15 protein-coding genes are annotated in these 20,767 nt (G+C 72.3%); 12 read left to right on the forward strand and 3 right to left on the reverse strand.

Annotated elements, in window-relative coordinates; genetic code table 11:
• The first annotated feature begins 4 nt into the window (after nucleotides 1–4).
• Nucleotides 5–1,129 (forward strand): M20/M25/M40 family metallo-hydrolase, encoded by a 1,125-nt coding sequence (locus C1N71_RS02005; RefSeq protein ID WP_137754885.1) that lies wholly within the window; start codon nucleotides 5–7, stop codon nucleotides 1,127–1,129.
• A gap of 295 nt (nucleotides 1,130–1,424) precedes the next feature.
• Here the strand turns inward: C1N71_RS02005 and C1N71_RS02010 are convergent, their stop codons facing one another.
• From C1N71_RS02010 to C1N71_RS02020, 3 genes are read right to left on the reverse strand one after another with little or no spacing between them, the layout of a single operon-like run.
• Complete coding sequence (locus C1N71_RS02010) at nucleotides 1,425–1,799, reverse strand: fluoride efflux transporter FluC (protein ID WP_254678059.1); 375 nt, start codon at nucleotides 1,797–1,799, stop codon at nucleotides 1,425–1,427.
• Nucleotides 1,796–2,173, reverse strand: a complete 378-nt coding sequence (locus C1N71_RS02015) for a fluoride efflux transporter FluC (RefSeq protein WP_137754886.1) — start codon at nucleotides 2,171–2,173, stop codon at nucleotides 1,796–1,798. Before C1N71_RS02015 ends, C1N71_RS02010 begins: the two co-directional genes overlap by 4 nt.
• On the reverse strand, nucleotides 2,170–4,188 hold the full coding sequence (locus C1N71_RS02020) for an APC family permease (RefSeq protein ID WP_254678060.1): 2,019 nt from the start codon (nucleotides 4,186–4,188) through the stop codon (nucleotides 2,170–2,172). Before C1N71_RS02020 ends, C1N71_RS02015 begins: the two co-directional genes overlap by 4 nt.
• A gap of 187 nt (nucleotides 4,189–4,375) precedes the next feature.
• Between C1N71_RS02020 and C1N71_RS02025 the strand changes: the two genes are divergently transcribed.
• The 11 genes from C1N71_RS02025 to C1N71_RS02075 all read left to right on the forward strand — a co-directional run bounded on the left by C1N71_RS02025 (nucleotide 4,376) and on the right by C1N71_RS02075 (nucleotide 20,711).
• Nucleotides 4,376–5,395 (forward strand): glycosyltransferase family 2 protein, encoded by a 1,020-nt coding sequence (locus C1N71_RS02025; protein ID WP_137754888.1) that lies wholly within the window; start codon nucleotides 4,376–4,378, stop codon nucleotides 5,393–5,395.
• Nucleotides 5,395–5,910, forward strand: a complete 516-nt coding sequence (locus tag C1N71_RS02030) for a GtrA family protein (protein ID WP_137754889.1) — start codon at nucleotides 5,395–5,397, stop codon at nucleotides 5,908–5,910. The genes C1N71_RS02025 and C1N71_RS02030 overlap by 1 nt, the downstream gene beginning before the upstream one ends.
• Nucleotides 5,907–8,030, forward strand: a complete 2,124-nt coding sequence (locus tag C1N71_RS02035) for an Ig-like domain-containing protein (protein WP_217496025.1) — start codon at nucleotides 5,907–5,909, stop codon at nucleotides 8,028–8,030. The genes C1N71_RS02030 and C1N71_RS02035 overlap by 4 nt, the downstream gene beginning before the upstream one ends.
• Nucleotides 8,031–8,137: 107 nt before the next feature.
• Nucleotides 8,138–10,174, forward strand: a complete 2,037-nt coding sequence (locus C1N71_RS02040; protein WP_137754890.1) for a hypothetical protein — start codon at nucleotides 8,138–8,140, stop codon at nucleotides 10,172–10,174.
• A gap of 139 nt (nucleotides 10,175–10,313) precedes the next feature.
• On the forward strand, nucleotides 10,314–11,366 hold the full coding sequence (locus C1N71_RS02045; protein WP_254678061.1) for an NAD-dependent epimerase/dehydratase family protein: 1,053 nt from the start codon (nucleotides 10,314–10,316) through the stop codon (nucleotides 11,364–11,366).
• A gap of 99 nt (nucleotides 11,367–11,465) precedes the next feature.
• Complete coding sequence (locus tag C1N71_RS02050; RefSeq protein WP_175414058.1) at nucleotides 11,466–12,206, forward strand: MerR family transcriptional regulator; 741 nt, start codon at nucleotides 11,466–11,468, stop codon at nucleotides 12,204–12,206.
• Between the two features lie 330 nt (nucleotides 12,207–12,536).
• Nucleotides 12,537–13,349: an ABC transporter ATP-binding protein gene (locus tag C1N71_RS02055; protein WP_441297130.1), complete on the forward strand. Its 813-nt coding sequence runs from the start codon at nucleotides 12,537–12,539 to the stop codon at nucleotides 13,347–13,349.
• A gap of 37 nt (nucleotides 13,350–13,386) precedes the next feature.
• Nucleotides 13,387–14,400 carry an aliphatic sulfonate ABC transporter substrate-binding protein gene (locus C1N71_RS02060; RefSeq protein ID WP_137754893.1) on the forward strand — a complete coding sequence of 338 codons (1,014 nt, stop codon included), beginning with the start codon at nucleotides 13,387–13,389 and terminating at the stop codon, nucleotides 14,398–14,400.
• Nucleotides 14,397–15,260, forward strand: coding sequence for an ABC transporter permease (locus C1N71_RS02065; protein ID WP_137754894.1), 864 nt, complete (start codon nucleotides 14,397–14,399; stop codon nucleotides 15,258–15,260). The genes C1N71_RS02060 and C1N71_RS02065 overlap by 4 nt, the downstream gene beginning before the upstream one ends.
• The gene (acs, locus tag C1N71_RS02070; RefSeq protein ID WP_137757153.1) at nucleotides 15,251–17,308 is read left to right on the forward strand and encodes an acetate--CoA ligase; all 2,058 of its coding nucleotides are present in this window, start codon (nucleotides 15,251–15,253) and stop codon (nucleotides 17,306–17,308) included. Before C1N71_RS02065 ends, acs begins: the two co-directional genes overlap by 10 nt.
• Before the next feature lie 151 nt (nucleotides 17,309–17,459).
• On the forward strand, nucleotides 17,460–20,711 hold the full coding sequence (locus tag C1N71_RS02075; RefSeq protein WP_137754895.1) for an efflux RND transporter permease subunit: 3,252 nt from the start codon (nucleotides 17,460–17,462) through the stop codon (nucleotides 20,709–20,711).
• The last annotated feature ends 56 nt before the right edge of the window (nucleotides 20,712–20,767 follow it).

Below are 20,767 nucleotides of genomic sequence, written 5' to 3' on the forward strand. Positions count from 1 at the left end.
ACGCATGCACGAGCTGGCATCCGCCGCGAACGACCGCGTGGACGCCATCGTCGCCGACACGCTCGCCCTGTGCGCGGTCGAGTCGCCCTCGCGGGATGCGGAGGCCTCGCGGCGCAGCGCCGACGCCGTTCGCGCGCTGCTCGAGCGCAGGCTCGGCGCCACGGTGACGGAGCAGACGATCGACGGCTTCGTGCACGTGCGGGCGACGTGGGGCGAGCCGCGCGTGCTGCTCGTGTGCCACCACGACACCGTGTGGCCGCTCGGCACGCTCGAGCGCATCCCGCTCGTCGACGGCGAGGTCGTGTCCGGGCCGGGCACGGTCGACATGAAGGCGGGCATCGCGATCGCCGTCCACGCGCTCGCGCTGCTGCGCGAGCGCGGCGGCGACGCCGCCCTCGACGGCGTCGACCTCCTCGTCACCGGCGACGAGGAGATGGGATCGCCGACGTCGAGGCCCATCATCGAGGCCTCGACGGCGCAGGCGGCGCTCGTGCTCGAGGCCGCCGCCCACGGCGGCGAGGTGAAGACGGGGCGCAAGGGCGTGTCGATCTACCGGCTCGAGCTGGTCGGCCGCGCCGCGCACGCGGGCGTCGAGCCCGAGCTCGGCGTCAACGCGGCCGTCGCGCTCGCGCACGCCGTCCTCGCGCTCACCGACCTCGGAGACGCCGCCGCGGGCACGAGCGTGACCCCCACGGTGCTGCAGGCGGGCACGACGACGAACACCGTGCCCGCCTCGGCGTGGATCGCCGTCGACGTGCGCGCCTGGACCACGGGGGAGCAGCAGCGCGTCGACGACGCCATCCGCGCGATGACCTCGCCCGTCGAGGGCGCGAGTATCGTCGTGCACGGGGGCATCAACCGGCCGCCGCTCGAGCGGGCGATGGCCGTCGACCTCTACACGCAGGCGGCCGCCGTCGCCGCCGAGCTCGGCTTCGAGCCGCTGCGCGAGACGGCGGTCGGCGGCGGGTCCGACGGCAACTTCACCGCGGGTGCGGGCATCCCGACGCTCGACGGCCTCGGCCCCTGGGGCGGTGGCGCGCACGCCGACCACGAGCACGCGGTCCGCGCGGCCTTCCCGCAGCGCACCGCCCTCGTCGCGGGTCTCGTGCGCCGACTCCTCGCACGCTGATCCTCAGGGCCGGCGTCTCCCAGCAGCCGGTCGAGGAGCGCGCGAGCGCAGCGAGCACGCGTCACGAGACCACGCGGCCGCGGCTCCTGCCCAGCCACGCGCGTGGTCGCGTCGGGCGGGCGTGTCCCGGGGTCTCGTGACGGCTGCAGCCTGCGGCTGCGGCCTCCTCGACCAGCTGCAGCGTGAGCGGCTCGATACGGCTGGGCGTCCCATCCAGCCGGTCGAGGAGCGCAGGCGCGCAGCGCCGTCGCGTCACGAGACCCGCCGTCGTCGCCGGACGCGTCCAGCAGCGCCGTCAGCCCGCCGCACGCAGGAGCGCGCCGAGCCCGAGGCCCAGCGCCGCGAGCGCGACGCCCGCGAAGAGCGTGCCGCCGACGTTCGCGACCGCCGCGCCGAGGCGACGCCGATCGGCGAGCTGCACGGTCTCGACCATCCACGTCGAGAAGGTCGTGAGGCCGCCGCAGAAGCCGGTGACGACGACGAGCAGCAGCAGCGGGTCCCCGGCGAGCAGGCTCGTCGCGAGGCCTGCGACGAACGCGCCGACGAGGTTCGCCACGAGGATCGGCCAGGGCAGGCGGTCGGGATGCCCGAGCCGGGCGAGCGCGAACCGCGCGAGCGCCCCGAGGCCGCCCGCGAGCGCCACGACGAGGAGGCCGAGCCCTGCGATCACTCGTCGACCTCGAGGGCCGCTCGCGGTCGGCCGCCGAGCCGCAGGCCGAGCCACGCAGCCGCGATGCCCAGCACGATCGACGCGGCCGCGTAGACGAGCGCCTCGGCGTCGGGTCGCTGCGCGACGACGAGCGCGAGCGCGCTGAACGTCGTGAAGCCGCCCAGGAGCCCCGTGCCCAGCCCGGCGCGCAGCCACTCGGGCGCGATCGGCCAGACGCGTGCGACGAGCAGGCCCAGCGCGAGCGCGCCGGCGACGTTGACGCCGAGGGTCGGCCACGGATGCGCGCTCGGCGTCGCGAGGTCGATGCCGGCGCGCAGCGCGGTGCCGAGCGCGCCGCCGACCAGCACCGCGAGCCAGGGGAGGGCGCGCCTCACCGGCGGTGGCCGGAGTGGTGCTGCCGCGTCACGGGCCGCGGTCGACGCGCCGTGCCGCGGCGGGCGTCGCCGGGCAGCGGGCGCGCCTCGCGCTCCTCGAGCAGGCGCGCCGACTGCAGGCGCCACGGCACGAGGGCGACCGCGACGCCGTGCGTGAGGGAGAGGCGCTGGCGCACGCGCCGCGACTTGTGGCCGTGCAGCACCCGCTCCCACCAGTGGCCGACGACGTACTTCGGCATGTACACCGTGACGATCTCGGGACCGTGCTCGACGCGGCGCTCCTCGATGTGGTCGATGACCGGCTGCGAGACGTCGCGGTAGGGGCTCGGCAGGATGCGCAGGGGCACGTGGATGCTTTGCCGGATCCACGCCTTCTTCAGCCGCTTCGCCGCCTCGGGGTCGATCGCCGAGTGCACGGCCTCGAGCGACTCGTGGCGCGCCGCGATCGCGTAGTCGAGCGCCTTGAGCACGGGCTTCGTGAGCTCGCCCACGAGCACGATCGCGTGGTCGCCGCGCGCGCCGAACACCGTGTGCTCGTCCGGCTCGATCTCGCTCCGCACGCGTGCGTAGTAGCGGTGGATGGCCCACATCAGCACCCACAGCACGGGCCCGATGAGGAAGACGAGGTAGGCGCCGTGCGTGAACTTCGTGATCGTGACGACGACGAGCACCATGGAGGTGGCGATGGCGCCGACGACGTTGACGGCGTAGGAGACGGGGTCGAACTCGCCGCGGCGCTTCGGGTCGCGCCGGATGCGGTTCCAGTGCACGACCATCCCGGACTGCCCGAACGTGAACGACACGAAGACGCCGATGATGTACATCTGGATGAGCTGGTTGAGGTTCGCCTGGAAGGCGACGATGAGCAACGTCGCCCCGAGCGCGAGGACGATCACGCCGTTCGAGTAGACGAGTCGGTCGCCGCGCGTGCGCAGCGCCTTCGGCGCGTAGCCGTGGTTGGCGAGCACCGAGCCGAGCAGCGGGAAGCCGTTGAACGCCGTGTTCGCGGCCAGCAGCAGCACGAGCGCCGTGGCGGCCAGCAGCACGTAGAACAGCGGCGATCCGTCGCCGAAGACCGCGGCGCCCAGCTGGCCGATGACGGACGGCTGCGGCGTCGTCTCGCAGCTCGCGAACCCGACGAGGTCGCACGGGTCCTCGGCGTAGTGGATGCGCGAGATCAGCCCGAGGATCGTGATGCCGGCGAAGAGCGACATCGAGACGACGCCGAGCAGCACGAGCGTGATGCGCGCGTTGCGCACCTTCGGCCTGCGGAAGGCGGGCACGCCGTTCGAGATGGCCTCGATGCCCGTGAGCGCGGAGCAGCCCGAGGCGAACGAGCGCAGCAGCAGCAGCATGATCGCCGCCTGCGACAGCGAGTCGGTCTGCACGGTGTACTGCGCGGACTCGGCGACGGGAGCGTTCCCCGTCAGCGTCTGCACCAGGCCGACGACGATGAGCACGACGACGGATGCGATGAAGAGGTAGGTGGGCACCGCGAAGGCGCGACCGGACTCGCGGACGCCGCGCAGGTTCGCAGCGGCGAGCAGCACGATGAACCCGACGGCGATCTCGACGCGGTACGGATCGAGCTGCGGGAACGCCGAGATGATGTTGTCGACGCCCGACGCGACCGACACCGCGACGGTGAGGACGTAGTCGATGAGGAGCGCGCTCGCGACGACGAGGCCGGCGCGCGGGCCGAGGTTGCGGTGCGCGACCTCGTAGTCGCCGCCGCCCGACGGGTACGCCTTGACGATCTGCAGGTTGCCCGCGACGACGATCGCGATGAGCAGCATGACGGCGATCGCGACGTAGGGAGCGTTCGACAGCAGCGCGAGGCCGCCGATCGTGAGGATGAGGAACATCTCCTGCGGGCCGTACGCCACCGACGAGAGCGCGTCGGACGCGAAGATCGGCAGCGCGACCTTCTTCGGCAGCAGCTCGCCCTCGAGCTGCTCGGTCGGCAGCGGCTTGCCGATGATCCAGCGCTTCGGGGAGCGCTCGTCCGAGGTCACGACGCGTGATGCTACTCCTGCGCCACGGCGCCGCGCGCACGCCGTGCGGCGAGCGCACGCCGAGGCTCCACCGCCACGACGCGCGGGGCGGCGCCGCGCCGCGTCCGCCGAGCGCGCACGGATGCTTTGGTAGGCTGCTGGCGCTCCGACCCGCGGGAGCCTCTGCAGGACGTGACGAGGAGCGCCCGTGCCCAGGAAGACGATCAGCGTCGTCATCCCCAGCTACAACGAGGAACGTAGCGTCGAGGAGATGGTCGACCGCGTGACCGCGGTGTTCCGCGATCGGCTCCCTGCCTACGACTACGAGATCATCTTCGTCGACGACTTCTCGACCGATGGCACGCGCGCCACGATCCGGCGGCTCGCGAAGCAGGACCCCCACGTGAAGGGCGTCTTCAACGCCCGCAACTTCGGGTTCCACCGCAACATCTTCTCCGCGCTGACGTACGGCAGCGGCGACGCGACCTTCATGCTCTTCGGCGACCTGCAGGACCCGCCGGAGAACCTCCCCGAGTTCGTGGAGCGCTGGGAGCAGGGCGACAAGGTCGTCGTCGGCCAGCGTCGCTCGAGCGACGAGGGCTGGTTCATGACGATCCTGCGCCGCGTCTACTACACGACGATCCACCACCTGTCGGACACGACGCAGATCGCGCGCTTCACCGGCTACGGCCTCTACGACCGCGAGTTCGTCGAGACCCTGAAGGACATCGACGACGTGCAGCCGTTCTTCAAGGCCGTGGTCGCCGAGTACGGCCTCGACATCGCGATCGTGCAGTACGACCAGGCCAAGAGCGCTCGCGGCAAGTCGAACTTCAACTTCCTCAAGAACTACGACTTCGCCATGCAGGGGCTGACGGCGTCGACGAAGCTCATGATGCGCTTCGCCACGTTCTTCGCCGGCATCGTCGGCATCATCTGCATCGGCGTCGCCGTCTTCGTGCTCGTGAACAAGCTCATCGACTGGGAGCGCTACGAGGTCGGCGAGGCGTCCGTGACCGTGGGCATCTACCTGCTCGGCGCGGTGCAGCTGTTCTTCATCGGCGTGCTGGGCGAGTACATCCTCAGCATCAACGGCCGCATCACCCGCAAGCCGCGCGTCGTCGTGGGCGAGTGGGTCAACCTCCGCGGCGGCCGGCTCGGCCGACTGCCGGATGCGCCCGCCGAGTCCGCGGGCGAGGCCGAGCGGCCGCGTCCAGAGTCGGCCTGATGGCTGCGGCTCCCGGGGCGTCGCCCACCGCCTCGGCGCAGGACTCGCGCGGTGCGAGGATGCGCAGGCTCGCCATCCAGTTCGCGAAGTTCCTCGTGGTCGGCGGCATCTCCTTCTGCGTCGACTACGGGCTCTTCCTGCTGCTCCACACCGTGCTGGGCGTGCCGTACGTCCTGGCGAGCACCATCTCCTTCTCGATCTCGCTCGTGCTCAACTACGTGCTCACGCTCAAGTACGTGTTCGTGGCGCAGCCGGGCCGCTCGATCGCGAAGGAGTTCGCGCTGTACGTGGCGCTGAACATCGTCGCGCTCGGCCTGAACCAGCTCATCCTGTTCCTCTCGGTCGAGCTGCTGGGCGCGTGGCCGGAGGTCGGGAAGCTCATCGCGACGGCCGTCGTGCTCGTCTACAACTTCATCGCGCGCAAGATGCTCATCGAGCGGCCCGGCCTGCGCAGGCAGGCGGCGCCGGCGAGGCAGGATGTCGCAGAGACCACCGGGAAGGGCGCGGACGCATGACGAGGGACGACGCGGCAGACCGCGATCGCGCACGCGAGCAGGCGAACGAGGCCGAGGCTGCGACGCCCACGTCCGACGACCAGGCGCGTCCGGCATCCGCCGAGCGCGAGGGCGCGACGGCGGACGACGCGGCGCCCGCGACGGTCGCCGGCGCAGCGCCGACGACGGCCGCCACCGCCGCGGCGCCGTCGACCTGGCAGCCGGGGCGCGTCGGGCTCGCGCTCGACCGCGTGCAGGATCGCGTGGGCGGCGCGCTCGTCCGCGGCGGGGAGGCCGTGCGCCGCAGCCGCCCGGGTCGCTGGTTCCAGAACACCGAGCAGCCCGGCGTCGTCGACTGGCTGCTGCTCGGTGCGCTCGCGGTGCTCGCGTTCGTCACGTTCCTCTACGGCGACGTGCGCGCGACGTTCGAGCACTCGATGAACTTCCTCGACGCCGTCTTCTCCGGACGGATCCAGGACTTCTACCAGATCGCGATCGACAACAACTCGTTCGGCCATCCCGCCGTCTACGACGTGCCGGTCTACCTGGTCTTCGCGATCTGGAACCTGCCGACCTACGTCATCCACCAGCTCACGGGCTTCGACTACCTGAGCTCGGTGCCAGCCCAGCTGTGGCTCAAGGCGATGATGGTCTTCTTCCTCGTGCTCGCGGCGAAGACGGTCGTGGACATCGCACGCACCGCGGGCCTCACGCGCCAGCGATCGCGGTGGGTGGGCTTCTTCCTCGTCAGCTCGATGGCGGCGTTCGTGCCCGTGCTCGTCATCGTGCAGTACGACATCGTCTCGGTCGCGCTCATGCTCCTCGGCATCCACGCGTACATGCGCGGCCGCACGCGCGCGTTCCTGCTGTGGTTCCTCGCCGCCAACACCATGAAGCTCTTCGCGGTGTTCGTCTTCATCCCGCTCATCCTGCTGCGCGAGAAGCGCCTCGTGCACGCGGCCGGCCAGCTGGTGGTCGGCATGCTCGGGCTGCTCGCCTGCAAGCTGCTCTACCGCGGCGACCTCGCGTACGCGATCTCCACCGGCGGCTTCACGACGGACATGCTCGACCGACTCACGATCTCGGGCTTCGACTGGCACTCGGGCGTCACGGTGCCCGCGTTCGTCGTGCTCATGGTGTGCCTCGTCGTCTTCGCGTACCTCAAGCGCGTCACGAGCGACCGCGAACGGATCGCGCTGGCGATCTACATCCCGCTCGTCGCCTTCCTCGGGTTCTGCATCCTCGTGCCGCTCAACCCGTACTGGATCACGCTCGTCGCGCCGTTCGCGGTGCTCATCATCTTCCTCAACCCGCGGTTCCTCGTCTTCAACACGCTGCTCGAGACGGCGGTCGGGCTCGTGCTGCTCATCACGTACGGCATCGTCGGCTTCTCGATGTACAACGCGGGGATCTTCGACGACCTGATCTTCGGTGGGCTCGTGCCACCCGCTGGGTCGCAGCGGTGGGCGTCGCTGCAGGCCCTGCTCACGGGCGTCGGGCTCAGCGGGCTGCTGCCGTTCATCGTCGGCTTCCTCGTCGCGTGCCTCATCGTGGCGCTCGTCGTCAACTACCCGAACCGCGCCTTCGTGCTCGGCATGCCCAACGTCGAGCGCGTGCCGCGCACGGTCGTCCTCGTGCGGCTCGCCGCGATCGCGGGCTTCATGGGGCTGCTCTTCGCGATGTACCTCGTCCCCGCGCGCCCCGTCGCGTACACGTCGACGTCGAGCACGCCCGTGGCGAATCCCACGGACCTGCTCGTCGCCGGCAACGTCGTCGAGGAGGAGCTCGTCTTCGACGACACGATCGAGGTGTCGCAGTTCGAGGTCGGCTTCGACGCGCAGGTGTCGTGGTTGAACATCGCCGCCGTCACCGTCGAGCTGCTCGACCCGGACGGGACCGCGGTCTTCACGGGCTCCGCGCCCGTGAACACCCTCGGCGTGGGCCTCACGGCCTTCGACACGGGCGGCCTCGAGCTCGAGGCCGGCGAGACGTACACGCTGCGCCTCACCGCGGGGCAGAGCGACGCCGGCGGGCAGCTGCTCGTGCAGCTGAACCCGGAGCAGGACTCCTTCGTCACGACGTCGAACGGCGTCGTGGTGTCGGGCGACGTCGTGCTCGTGCTCGACGGCACGACGCGGTAGCGGAGTCCGCGGGCGATGCCGCCCGCGGCGCGGATGCGTCGCAGCATCTTGAGACAGGATGCCTCATGGGCGCGATGCTGCCCGCACGGACGAGAGGGCAGCGAGGGATGACGACGCAGGAGGCGGACGACCGCGAGAGCGGCGACGCGGGCGTGGCGACCGTGCGCACGGATGCCGATGACGCCGGCGACGCGCGCCGGTCGCGGGAGCGGCGAGCGCCGGGACGCGTCGGCCGGGCGCTCGACGACGCGCAGGCGCGCGTCGCCGCCCTCGTCGGTCGGGGCGTGGATGTCGTGAGCACGAGTCGCGCCGGCCGCTGGTTCCAGCGGACCGAGCAGCCCGGGCTCGTCGAGTGGCTGCTGCTCGGCGCGATCACGGTCTTCGCGTTCCTCACGTTCGTCTACGCGGACGTCAGCGCGACGTTCGACCACTCGCTCACCCTGCTCGATGCGATCTTCGCGGGCCGACTGCAGGACTTCTACCAGATCGCGATCGATCAGACGCAGTCCGGCCACCCGGCCGTCTACGACGTGCCCGTCTACCTCGTCTTCGCCATCTGGAACCTGCCGATCTGGCTCATCCATCAGGCCACGGGCTTCGATTACGTGGACTCGATCCCGGCGCTGCTGTGGGTCAAGGGCATGATGCTGGTCTTCCTGCTGCTCGCGGCGAAGACGGTCGTCGACATCGCCCGCACGGCCGGCCTCTCGAGGCAGCGATCGCGATGGGCGGGCTTCTTCCTCATCGGCTCGATGGCGGCCTTCGTGCCCGTCGTCGTGATCGTGCAGTACGACGTCATCTCCGTCGCCTTCATGCTGCTGGGCATCCACGCCTTCATGCAGGGGCGCACGCGCTCCTTCCTGCTGTGGTTCCTCGCCGCGAACACCATGAAGCTCTTCGCGGTGTTCGTGTTCATCCCGCTGATCCTGCTGCGCGAGAAGCGCGTGCTGCCCGCGATCGGCCAGCTCGTCGTGGGCATGCTGGGTCTGCTCGCCTGCAAGCTGCTCTACCGTGGCGACCTCGCCTACGAGACCTCCACGGGCCGGTTCACCGACGACATGCTCGACCGGCTGCTCTACGTCGGCTTCGACTGGCACTCGGGCATCACGGCGTCGCTCTTCGTCGGGCTCATGGTCGGCCTCGTGATCTTCGCCTACGCCAAGCGCGTCGCGGACGATCGCGAGCGGATCGCGTTCGCGATCTACCTGCCCCTCGTAGCCTTCCTGGGCTTCTGCGTGCTCGTGCCGATCAATCCGTACTGGATCATGCTCGCGGCGCCGTTCAGCGTGCTCATCATCTTCCTCAACCCCCGCTTCCTCGTGCTCAACACCCTGCTCGAGACCTTCACGGGGCTCGCGCTCATCGCGGCCTACGCGCTGCTGGGCTGGATCGCGTACGGGGGCCTCGTCGACAACCTCGTGTTCGGGCAGGTCGTGCCGCGCGCCGACCCGCAGCGCTGGTACTCGGTGCAGGACATGTGGCCGGGCGACGTGACGTGGGAGCGCGTGCCGTTCCTCGTCGCCTTCGCCATCACGTGCTTCGTCGCGACGCTCGTGCTGAACTACCCGCGACGGTCGTTCCTCGAGGGCATGCCGAACGTCGAGCGCATCCCCCGCTCCCTCGTGCTCGTGAGGCTCGGCGTGCTCGCGGCCTTCCTCGCGCTCATCGTCGCGACGTACGTGGTGCCGGCACGCTCCGTCGTCTACACGTCGGCGTCGCAGACGGTCGAGCCGGTGAACGACACGACCGACCTGCTGCTGCCCGGCAGCGTCGTCGAGCAGGAGATGGTCTTCGACGCCGACCTCTCGGTGACGGGCATGGAGATCGGCTTCGACGCGGGCGAGGTGGTCTGGGTCAACGTCTCGACCCTGCGGGTCGAGCTGCTGGGCTCCGACGGCAGCGCCGTGTACACGGGCATGGCGCCGGTCAACACGCTCGAGGTCGGGCTGACGACCTTCGACACCGGCGACCTCGACCTCGACGCGGGCGAGACGTACACGCTGCGCCTCACCGCGGACGAGAACGACGAGGGCGGTCAGGTGCTCGTGCAGCTGAACCCCGAGCAGGACTCCTTCGTCACGATCTCGAACGGCGTCGTCGTGCCCGGCGACCTCGTGCTCGTGCTGAACGGCACCGTGCGGTAGGGATGCTCGAGGCGGCGCGGCGTGGGAGGCCGCCGCATCCGCGCGTCGGTATCCTGGCGGACGGCGATCGGCGCCGTCGACGTGGGACGGAGCGCGACGCGACGACGAGAGAGAGGCTGCGGTGCAGCGAACGTGCCTGGTGACGGGCGGTGCCGGATTCATCGGCACCGAGCTCCTGCGACAGACGCTCGGGCAGTACGACCGCGTCGTCGTGCTCGACTCGCTGCTGCCGCAGGTGCACGCGACGGCACCGCAGCTGCCCGAGGGCGTCGAGCTCGTGGTCGGCGACGTCGCGGACGCGGCGGCGTGGACCGAGGTCGTCGGGGCGCTGCGCGACGCGGGACGCCTCGACGTCGTGCACCTCGCGGCCGAGACCGGCACCGGGCAGTCCCTCGCCGAGCCGTCGCGTCACGCGCTCGCCAACGTCGTCGGCACCACGCGGCTCACGGAGGCCCTCGATGCGGCCTCCGCTCGACCGGACCGCATCGTGCTCGCCTCGTCGCGCGCCGTGTACGGCGAGGGCGCCTGGTCCTTCGACGGCGAGCTGCGCTACCCGGGCCAGCGCGGCGTCGAGCAGCTGTCGGCCGGCCAGTGGGACTTCGCGGGCGCCGAGCCCGTCGCCATGCGCGCCGACCTCGTGCATCCCGATCCCGTGAGCGTCTACGGCGCCACGAAGCTCGCGCAGGAGCACCTGCTCGCCGCCTGGTGCGTCGCCCACGACGTGCCGCTCACGGTGCTGCGCCTGCAGAACGTCTACGGCGTCGGCCAATCGCTCACGAACTCGTACACGGGCATCCTCCCGCTCTTCTGCCGCATGGCCCGCGAGGGTCGGGCGATCCCGCTCTACGAGGACGGCCTGGTGCGCCGCGACTTCGTGCACGTCTCCGACGTGGTGGCCGCGATGCGCGCCGCGCTCGCGACCTCGACGCCCGGCGTGCAGACGCTCGACGTCGGCTCCGGCGAGTACGCGACGGTCGAGCACGTCGCCTGCGTCATCGCCGAGGCGTACGGCTCGCCGACGCCCGTCGTGTCCGGCGACTTCCGGCACGGCGACGTGCGGCACGCGTGGGCCGACACGTCCCGCACCGAGTCGGTGCTCGCCTGGACGCCGACCGTGCCGCTCGACGCCGGCCTGCGCGAGCTCGTCTCGTGGGTCGACGAGGTGCTCGGAGCGCAGGCGTCCGCACGCTGACGCTCGAGTCGACGCCTCGCGGGGTCGACGATCGCGGCGCGACCACGTCGTGCCGCTCCGCTTGACCTTGACGCTGCGTCAACTCCTACCGTGGTCGCCATGGAGGAGTGGTCGATCCAGCAGCTGGCACGCCTCGCCGGCGTGACCTCGCGCACCCTGCGCCACTACGGCGACGTCGGGCTGCTCGAGCCCAGCCGCGTCGGTGCCAATGGCTACCGGTACTACGACGCCCGTGCGCTCGCGCGGCTGCAGCGCATCCTGCTGCTGCGGCAGCTGGGCGTCGGCATCGCCGCGATCCGCGAGTCGCTCGCCGGCGCCGACGACGAGGAGGCGCTCGGCCACCACCTGCGATGGCTGCGCGAGGAGCGCGATCGCATCGATCGGCAGATCCGTGCCGTGGAGCACACGGTCACGGCGACGAGGGAGGACGGCGTCATGGACGCGGATGCGGCATTCGACGGATTCGACCAGCGGCGGTACGAGGCGGAGGTCACCGAGCGCTGGGGCGTCGAGGCGTGGCGCTCCGGGCAGGCGTGGTGGCGCGGGCTCGGCGAGGAGGGCAGGGCCGCCTTCCAGCAGGAGCACGTCGACCTCGTCGCTGGCTACGCCGACGCGCGCGCGGCGGGCCTGCCGGTCGACGGGGCCGAGGTGCAGGCCCTCGTGGCACGGCACTGGCGGTGGATCGCCGCGAGCTGGCAGCGGGAGCCGGAGGTCGAGGCGTTCGTCGGCCTCGCCGACCTGTACGTCGCCGACGAGCGCTTCGCCGCCGCGTACGGCGGGCCCGAGGCTGCCGAGTACGCGGCGGATGCGATGCGGGCGTTCGCGGCGGGGCGCGCGTAGGCGGCACCTCTCGCGACGACACCACCGTCGTCGAGGCGCTCGCCCTCAGCTGGTCGAGGAGGCCCCGAGCGCAGCGAGGAGCCGTCACGAGACCCGAGTCACGGCCAGGACGTCGCGCATCGAGACGCTCCACACGGACGGCGGGTCTCGTGACGCGTGCTCGCTGCGCTCGCCCGCTCCGCGACCAGCTGGGAGCTGCGTTCGCGCGCTCCTCGACCGGCGTCGAGGGGTCGCCACCGTCACGCAGCCCCTCTGTTACGACGCATGACCGGCGGACATGCGATGATCCGCCGCCTTCCGTACCGTCGGCAGCGTCGGGAGGAGGCCACCGTGGCAGCACTCGAGCTCGGCGACCGCCTCGCTGGGCTGTCGCTCGGACGCTCCACGCCGGCCGCGGTGCGCGTGGCCGGTCTCGCTCGCGCCTTCGGCGACCGGCCCGTCCTCGACGGCGTCGACCTCGACGTCGCCCCCGGCGAGATCGTCGCGATCCTCGGCGCCTCGGGCTCGGGCAAGTCGACGCTCCTGCGCATCGTCGGCGGCCTCGACGCGCCGACGGCCGGCGCCGTCACGATCGACGACCACGTCGTGCGCGGCATCGACGACCGCGTCGCGATCGGCTTCCAGGAGCCCAGGCTGCTGCCGTGGCGCACCGTCGCCGACAACGTCGCCTACGGCCTCCCCGCCTCGATCGCGAAGGACGCCGGCCGTGCGCGGGTCGCGGCGCTGCTCGAGCTCGTCGGGCTCGCGGACTTCGCCGCCCATCGGCCGCGCGCGATCTCCGGCGGGATGGCGCAGCGCACCTCCCTCGCCCGCGCCCTCGCGCGCGACCCCGGCGTCCTGCTGCTCGACGAGCCGTTCGGTGCGCTCGACGCCCTCACCCGCATGCGCATGCAGGACCTCCTGCTCGGCGTGCTGGGCGCCGCGCCGACGACGGTCCTGCTCGTGACGCACGACGTGGAGGAGGCGCTCCAGCTCGCCGATCGCGTCGTGCTGCTCGGCACCGACCCCGATCGCGCCGGCGCCCGCATCCAGCAGATCGTCACGGTGCCGGGCGACCGACCGCGCGACCGCGGCTCCGCCGAGCTCGCCGAGCTGCGCGCCGACCTGCTCGCGGGCCTCGGCATCGACCGCCACGCCCACTGATCCGTCCCCTCCCTCCCCAGCACCCGAGAGAACCCCCATGGCACGCACGACCACCTCCCGCCTCGCCGCCCTCGCGGCAGGCGCAACCGCCGCGCTCGTCGCCCTCACCGGATGCGTCGCCGGCGAGGACGCTCCCGCCGAGTCCGGCGCCGCCGACGGCGGCACGACGACCGTCGCCATCGACTGGGCGACGTACAACCCGCTCTCGATCGTCATCCGCGACCAAGGATGGCTCGAGGACGCGGGCTACGACGTCGAGTGGGTGCAGTCGCTCGGGTCGTCGGCCGCCAACGAGGCCTTGCGCTCGGGCGCGATCGACTTCGGCTCGACGGCGGGCTCGGCCGCGCTGCTCGCGCGCGCCAACGGCGCCCCGCAGCAGATCGTCACCGTCGTCGCGCAGCCCGAGTGGGCCTCGATCGTGACGCCGGCCGGATCCGACATCACGTCGGTCGAGCAGCTGCAGGGACGCACCGTTGCCGCAGCGCTCGGCACCGACCCGTACTTCTTCCTCGTGCAGTCGCTCGAGCAGGCGGGGCTGTCGATCGACGACGTCACCGTCGAGAACCTCGCGCACGCCGACGGCTGGGCGGCCCTGCAGGGCGGCTCGGTGGACGCGTGGGCGGGGCTCGACCCCATCACGGCGACCGCCGAGGCCGCCGGCGCGACGATCCTCGCCACCGACCTGTCGCTGAACTCGTACTCGGTGCTGAACGCGTCTCAGGAGGTCATCGAGCGCGACCCCGAGCTCGTGCAGACCGTGGTCGACCTCTACGAGCAGGCGCGCGAGTGGGCGCTCGCGAACCCCGACGAGATGGCGCAGCTGCTCGCCGACGCCGCCGCGATCGACCTCTCGGTCGCGCAGGTCGTCATCGACGAGCGCGAGGGTCTCGACGTGTCGGGCGTGCCCGGCGACGCGCTGCTCGACGTGCTGCGCCCCATCGGCGCGATCCAGGTGGAGATCGGCGACGTCGCCTCGCAGGACGCGATCGACGCGGCGCTCGACACCCTGCTCGCCCCGCAGTTCGCGCAGACGGCGGTCGACGCCGGATGACCGAGCCGGCGCTCCTCGCGGCGACTCCCGCCTCCGTGATCGGGGCGGGGTCGGACGGCGACCGCGCTCGCGAGCGGCGGCGTCCGCGTCGCGGTGCGCTCGCGAACCCCGCCGTGCGCGTGACGCTCGGCGCGCTGATCCCGCTCGTGCTCCTCGTCGTCTGGTGGGCGCTCACGATCCCCGGCGCCGCGATCGTCCCGCCGTACCGCTTCGCGAGCCCGCTCGCGGTGCTCGAGGCGGGCGTCGACCTCGCCGAGCGCGGCGAGCTGGGCCGCTTCGCCGCCATCTCGCTGCAGCGGGTGCTCGTCGGCTTCGCCGCGGGCGCTGCGCTCGGCCTCGTCGCAGGCGGTCTCGTCGGGCTCTCGCGACTCTTCGAGTCGCTCCTCGGACCCGTCCTGGGCGTCGTGCGCGCCGTGCCGAGCCTCGCGTGGGTGCCGCTGCTCATCGTGTGGTTCCAGATCGGCGAGCAGTCGAAGGTCATCCTCGTCGCCATCGGCGCGTTCTTCCCCGTCTTCACGACCGTCTCGCTCGCACTCCATCACGTCGACCGGAACCTCGTCGAGGTCGCGCGCGCGTTCGGCAGGCGCACCCTCGGCACCTTCGTCACGGTGCAGCTGCCGTCGGTGCTGCCCGCGGTCTTCACGGGGCTCAGGCTCGCCCTCGTGCAGGCGTGGCTGTTCCTCGTCGCCGCCGAGCTGCTCGGGGCGTCGATGGGCCTCGGCTTCCTGCTCTCGCGCGGCCAGGCGAACGGCCGCGTCGACCACATCCTGCTCGCGATCATCCTGCTCGCCGTCGCCGGCAAGCTCACCGACTCCGTCCTCGCACTCGTGCAGCGCTGGGCTGCGAGGCGCTGGTCGTGAGCGCGCTCGACGCTCTGCGGCTCGAGACGCGATCCTTCCCGCCGCCGGCGGACGTCGCAGCGACGGCCAACGTCGGGCCCGAGGTCTGGGATGCGGCGGCAGCCGACCCGGACGCGTTCTGGGCCGCGGCAGCCGAGCGGCTCGACTGGGCGACGCCGTGGGAGACGGTCCGCACCTGGCGCCCCGCCGAGCCGACCGGTGCGACGAACCCCGACGGCACGCCTGCGCTGACGGTGCCCGCCGCGACGTGGTTCGCCGGCGGCACGCTGAACGCGGCCGTGCAGTGCGTCGACCGGCACGTGGACGCCGGGCACGGCGACCGCGTCGCCACGCACTTCGAGGGCGAGCCCGGCGACCGCCGTACCGTGACCTACGCCGAGCTGCAGCGCGAGGTCGCCCGAGCGGCGAACGCGCTCGAGGCGCTCGGCGTGGGCTCGGGCGACCGCGTCGTGGTCGTGCTGCCGCCGCTCGTCGAGACCCTCGTCGTCACGCTCGCGATCGCGCGCATCGGCGCCGTGCACTCCCTCGTCTTCGGCGGCTTCAGCGCGGAGGCGGTGCGCTTCCGGCTCGAGGACCTCGGTGCGAAGGTGCTCGTGACGAGCGACGGGCAGCATCGACGCGGCGAGGCCGTGCTCGTGAAGGACCGCATGGACCGCGCGGCTGCGGGCGTCGCATCCCTCGAGCACGTCCTCGTCGTGCGCCGCACGGGCGACGCGACGCCCGAGGTGCCGTGGACGCCCGGGCGCGACGTGTGGTGGCACGAGGCGCTCGACGCGGCATCCGACGAGCACGAGGCGCGCGCGTTCGACGCGGAGCATCCGCTCTTCGTCATCTACACCTCGGGCACGACCGGCCGGCCCAAGGGGCTCGTGCACACGACGGGCGGCTACCTGACGCAGGCGTCGTGGACGCACTGGGCGGCCTTCGACCACAAGCCGGACGACGTGCACTGGTGCACCGCCGACCTCGCCTGGGTCACGGCGCACACGTACGCGATCTACGGCCCGCTCTCGAACGGCGCGACGCAGGTGCTCTACGAGGGCGTGCCCGATGCCGGTCACAAGGGCAGGCACCTCGAGATCATCGAGCGCTACGGCGTCACGACGTACTACACCGCGCCGACGCTGGTGCGCTCGCTCATGACGTGGTTCCCCGACGGGTTCGCGTCGGGGCCGCACGCCGGGGAGTGGGATCTCTCGACCATCCGCCTCCTGGGCTCGGTGGGCGAGGCGATCAACCCCGAGGCGTGGATGTGGTTCCGCGAGCACGTCGGCGCAGGCACGGCGCCCATCGTCGACACGTGGTGGCAGTCGGAGACCGGCGCCGCGATCCTCGCTCCGCTGCCGGGCGCGTCGACGCTGAAGCCCGGCTCGGCGACGCGGCCGCTGCCCGGCGTCTCGGCGCGCATCGTCGACGAGCTCGGGCAGACGGTGCCGTACGGCTCCGGCGGCTACCTCGTGGTCGACCGGCCCGGACCGGGGCTCGCCCGCACCGTGTGGGGCGATCCCGAGCGGTACCGCGACGCCTACTGGTCGCGGTTCTGGCAGCAGGGCGCGTTCTTCTCGGGCGACGGCGCCGCCTGGGACGCCGACGGCGACATCTGGGTGCTCGGACGCGTCGACGACGTCATCAACGTCTCGGGCCACCGCCTCTCGACCATCGAGGTCGAGTCGGCGCTCGTCGCGCACCCCGCCGTCGGGGAGGCCGCGGTCGTCGGCGTGCAGGACGCGCTGACCGGACATGCCATCTGCGCGTTCGTCACCCCCGCACGCGGCCACGAGCCCGGCGTCGGCGGGCGCGACGGGCACGTCGACGCCCTCGCGACCGCGCTGCGCGAGCACGTCGCCGAGGCGATCGGTCCCGTCGCGAAGCCGCGGCACGTCGTCGTCGTGCCCGACCTGCCCCGCACGCGCTCGGGCAAGATCATGCGCCGGCTGCTCGTCGACGTCTTCGACGGCAGGGCGCTCGGCGACACGACCTCCCTCACCGACGAGACGGTGCCCGAGCGCATCCGGGCCGTCGTCCACGGCTCCTCACGTCCCTCCTGAGGGCGATGCGCACCGCAGCGGATCGCCGATCCCGCATGCGGACCCCTCGATCCGCTGACGTGCGCATCCCGGCACGCGGGGCGCCGCTACCACGCGAGGACGGTACCGAGGGAGGACGACGCGCCCAGCCGCGGGCGAGGATCATGGAGGCGTGCATCTGCTCTCGGTCGCCAGCCTCGCCAACCGCGCGCTCGTCGCCCTCGTCACGATCTGCGTCGCGATCTTCGGCGGCGTCGCGCTGACGAGCCTGCGCACCGAGCTCGTGCCCGACGTCACGCTGCCGCAGGTCGTCGTCTCGTCGCAGTACCCGGGCGTGAGCGCCGAGATCGTCGACGGCGACGTCACGGGCCCCATCGAGGATGCGCTGCAGGTCGTGCCCGGCCTCGAGTCGACGACCGGCACGTCGACGACGGGATCCTCGACCGTCGTCGCCTCGTTCACGTACGGCACCAACCTCGCGACGACCGAGCAGCGCGTGCAGCAGGCGGTGAACCGCATCGCGCAGACGCTGCCGGAGGGCGTGACGCCCACGGTGCTGACCGGTTCGATCGCGGACCTGCCGATCATGCAGATCGCCGTGCCGCGCGGCGAGGACGAGGCGGCGCTCGTCGATCGGATCGAGCAGGTCGTCATCCCGGCCATCGAGCGCGTCGAGGGCGTGCGCGGCGCCGAGCTCGCCGGCGCCGAGGGGCAGCGCGTCACGATCGCGCCCGACGACGCGGCCCTCGCCGCAGCGGGGCTCACGCGGCAGGCGATCGGCGACGCCATCGACGGCAACGGCGTGCTGCTGCCCGGCGGCACGGTCGACGAGGGCGACGAGACGCTGAGCGTGCAGATCGGCGGCGCGCTGACGTCGGTCGACGAGATCGCGGCGCTGCCCGTGGCGCCCGGCCTCACGATCGCCGACGTCGCATCCGTCGCGCTCGAGGCCGACCCGCCGTCGTCGGTGTCGATCGTGAACGGCGAGCAGTCGATCTCCATCTCGGTGACGAAGCTGCAGTCGGCGAACACCGTCGAGGTGTCGAACCTCGTGCAGGACCTGCTGCCCCGGCTCTCGGAGGACCTCGGCGGCGTCGACCTCACCGTCGTGTTCGACCAGGCGCCCTTCATCGAGCAGTCGATCGACGCGCTCGCGACCGAGGGCGCGCTCGGCCTCGCGTTCGCCGTGCTCGTGATCCTCGTGTTCCTGCTGTCGGTGCGAGCGACGCTCGTCACGGCCATCTCGATCCCGACGAGCGTGCTCATCACGTTCATCGGGCTGTGGGCGGCCGACTACACGATGAACATCCTCACCCTCGGCGCCCTCACGATCGCCATCGGCCGCGTCGTCGACGACTCGATCGTCGTGATCGAGAACATCAAGCGCCATCTCGCGTTCGCCCCGACCCGCATCCGCGCGATCCTCGACGGCGTGCGCGAGGTCGCGGGCGCCATCACGGCGTCGACGGTGACGACGGTCATCGTCTTCCTGCCGCTCGCGTTCGTCACCGACGTCACGGGCGAGCTGTTCCGGCCCTTCTCGCTCACCGTCACGATCGCGCTGCTCGCGTCCTTGCTCGTCGCGCTCACGATCGTCCCGGTGCTGGCGTACTGGGTGCTGCGCGCACCGGCCGGCTCGCCCGCCGCGCTCGCGCGGGCCGGCGCGGACGACGACGCGACGAGGGACGCCCCGGCCGAGCCGCCGACGACCGCCGAGCCCGCGCCGCGCCGCTCGCTGCTCCAGCGAGTCCTGCACCCGCACGCCTCGTCGACCGCGGCGCCCGAGCCGGCGCCCGCTGCCGAGCCGCCCGCCGCCGTGCCCGCCGACGACGAGGAGGCGCCCGGCCGCCTGCGCCTCGGGTTCCGTCCCATCCTCGGCTGGGTGCTGCGGCATCCCGTCGTCGTGCTCGTCGGTGCCGTCGCGGTGCTCGGCGGCAGCATCGCGCTCACGCCGCTCATGGCCGTGAACTTCCTCGGCGACACCGGGCAGACGACGGTCCGCGCTACGCAGACGCTCGAGCCCGGTGCCTCGCTCGAGTCCCGGCTCGACGCCGCCACCGCGACGAGCGCCGCGCTCGAGGAGCTCGACGGCGTCGCGATCGTGCAGGCGACGGTGTCGCAGGGCGCCGGCGCCCTCGCGGGTTTCGGCTTCGGCGGCGGCGGGTCGAGCGAGGTGTCGTACTCGATCACCGCCGCCGACGACGCCGACATGCCCGCGCTCGTCGAGCGCATGCGCGACGTGCTCGCCGACCAGCCCGGCGAGACGACCGTGGCCGAGGCCGGAGGCGGCTTCGGCGGCAGCGACGTGACCGTCGACGTCTCGGCACCGACGGAGGACGAGCTCGTCGCCGCCACCGAGGCGGTGCGCGACGCGGTCGCCGACCTCGACGGCGTCGCGGCGACGACGGACAGCCTCGAGGCAGCGCAGCCCATCGTGCAGGTCACGATCGACCGGCAGGCGGCGGCGGACGCCGGGCTCACCGAGGCCGCGGTCGCCGGCCTCGTGGCGCAGGCCGTGCAGCCCGTGCCCGTCGGCGACATCCAGCTCGACGGATCGGTCGTGAGCATCTACCTCGCGCCGTCGCAGGACGTCACGACGATCGACGCGCTGCGGCAGGTGGCCATCCCGACCGCCGCCGGCATCCGCACGCTCGACGACCTCGGCGACGTCGAGGAGACGCTCGGCCCCGTGAGCATCGCGACGCTCGACGGCGAGCGGACGGCGACCGTCACGGTCACGCCCGCGACCGAGGACGTCGCCGGCGTCGGTGCCGCGGTGCAGGACGCGATCGACGGCGCGGACCTCGCCGACGGCGCCACGGCGACCGTCGGCGGTGCGGCCGCCGACATCGAGGACGCGTTCACGCAGCTCGGCATCGCCGCGCTCATCGCCGTGCTGCTGGTGTACGTCGTCATGGTCGCGACGTTCAAGAGCCTGCTGCAGCCGCTGCTGCTGCTCGTGTCGGTGCCGTTCGCGGCGACCGGCGCCATCCTCATGCAGGTGATCACGGGCGTGCCGCTCGGCGTCGCATCCATGGTCGGCGTCCTCATGCTCGTCGGCATCGTCGTGACGAACGCGATCGTGCTCGTCGACCTCGTGAACCAGTACCGCGATCGGGGCCTCGGCGTGCGGGAGGCGCTCGCGCACGGCGCGGAGCGCAGGATGCGGCCCGTGCTCATGACCGCGGCGGCGACCGTGTTCGCGCTCGTGCCGATGGCGCTCGGCATCACGGGCCACGGCGGCTTCATCTCGCAGCCGCTCGCGATCGTGGTCATCGGCGGGCTCATCTCGTCGACGCTGCTGACGCTCGTCGTACTGCCGGCGCTGTACCTCCTCGTCGAGGGGTCGATCGAGCGTCGCCGCGTGCGCCGCGGTCGCGGCACGCGCGCCCAGGTCCGCTCGGAGCTGCGCGCGTCCTCGTAGAGGCGCCTCACAGGCTGCGTACGAGCGGGGCTGGGAGAGTGAGGGCAGTCCGTCTC

The organism is Agrococcus sp. SGAir0287, assembly GCF_005484985.1.
GTDB lineage: Bacteria > Actinomycetota > Actinomycetes > Actinomycetales > Microbacteriaceae > Agrococcus.

Bases quoted from the DNA above. Each gene is read 5' to 3' on its own strand.
- C1N71_RS02005 (WP_137754885.1), top strand. From the start codon at position 5: ATGCACGAGCTGGCATCCGCCGCGAACGACCGCGTGGACGCCATCGTC.
- C1N71_RS02030 (WP_137754889.1), top strand. From the start codon at position 5,395: ATGGCTGCGGCTCCCGGGGCGTCGCCCACCGCCTCGGCGCAGGACTCG.
- C1N71_RS02035 (WP_217496025.1), top strand. From the start codon at position 5,907: ATGACGAGGGACGACGCGGCAGACCGCGATCGCGCACGCGAGCAGGCG.
- C1N71_RS02040 (WP_137754890.1), top strand. From the start codon at position 8,138: ATGACGACGCAGGAGGCGGACGACCGCGAGAGCGGCGACGCGGGCGTG.
- C1N71_RS02050 (WP_175414058.1), top strand. From the start codon at position 11,466: ATGGAGGAGTGGTCGATCCAGCAGCTGGCACGCCTCGCCGGCGTGACC.
- C1N71_RS02060 (WP_137754893.1), top strand. From the start codon at position 13,387: ATGGCACGCACGACCACCTCCCGCCTCGCCGCCCTCGCGGCAGGCGCA.
- C1N71_RS02065 (WP_137754894.1), top strand. From the start codon at position 14,397: ATGACCGAGCCGGCGCTCCTCGCGGCGACTCCCGCCTCCGTGATCGGG.